At 66.5% G+C, this 743-nt stretch carries 2 protein-coding genes; one reads left to right on the forward strand and one right to left on the reverse strand.

What is annotated here, in order from left to right:
- Positions 1-550 (forward strand): lytic transglycosylase domain-containing protein (locus AC1DOC_RS28270; RefSeq protein ID WP_478081273.1); only part of this gene is annotated, 550 nt, incomplete at its 5' end.
- A 7-nt stretch (positions 551-557) separates the two neighbouring features.
- On the opposite strand, the gene AC1DOC_RS28275 is transcribed toward AC1DOC_RS28270, so the two are convergent.
- Positions 558-743: transporter associated domain-containing protein (locus AC1DOC_RS28275; protein WP_478130976.1), on the reverse strand; the 186-nt coding region annotated here is incomplete at its 5' end.

Raw genomic sequence — 743 nt, forward strand, 5'->3', positions numbered from 1 at the left:
GATCGAGGAGCCGCTGATCGACTCGGTGCGCACTGCGCTGAGTTCGGCCGTGCACAACAAGGCGCCGCCGGTGCCCGAGTTCTCGAGCACCGAGGCCCGCCTGACCTACCTGCGCTGGCTGGGCGAGATGAGCGAGCGCCTCAAGAAGAAGATTGCCGACTGGCCCACGCGCAAGGAATTCCTGCAGACCGCCTGGTATGAAGCCAAGCGCTCGGGCCTGGACGTGAGCCTGGTGCTCGGGCTGATCCAGGTCGAGAGCAACTTCCGCAAGTTCGCGGTGTCCAGCGCCGGTGCGCGCGGCTACATGCAGGTCATGCCGTTCTGGACCCGCGTGATCGGCGACAGCGACCCGGCCAAGCTGTTCCACATGCAGACCAACCTGCGCTTCGGCTGCGTGATCCTGCGCCACTACCTCGACCGCGAGAACGGCGACCTGTACATGACCCTCGGGCGCTACAACGGCAGCCGCGGCAAGGCGCCGTATCCGAGCGCCGTGTTCGCGAACCAGCGCCTCTGGACCTTCGTGGACCGCGACCGTTCGGCCGCCTGAGGGCGAGCTAGGTTTTCGTGACCATGACCTGGTCGATGCGGTAGCTGTCGACGTCCATCACCTCGAAGGTGTAGCCGCCCCAGCTCACGCTGTCGGTGCGCTTGGGCACCCGCCGCAGCATCACCATCAGGAAGCCGGCCAGCGTTTCGTAGTCGTCCGGGTGCGGCATCTCGTCGATGTGGAGCGCGCGCTG

It is taken from the genome of Variovorax sp. 01T439_2, assembly GCF_056398445.1.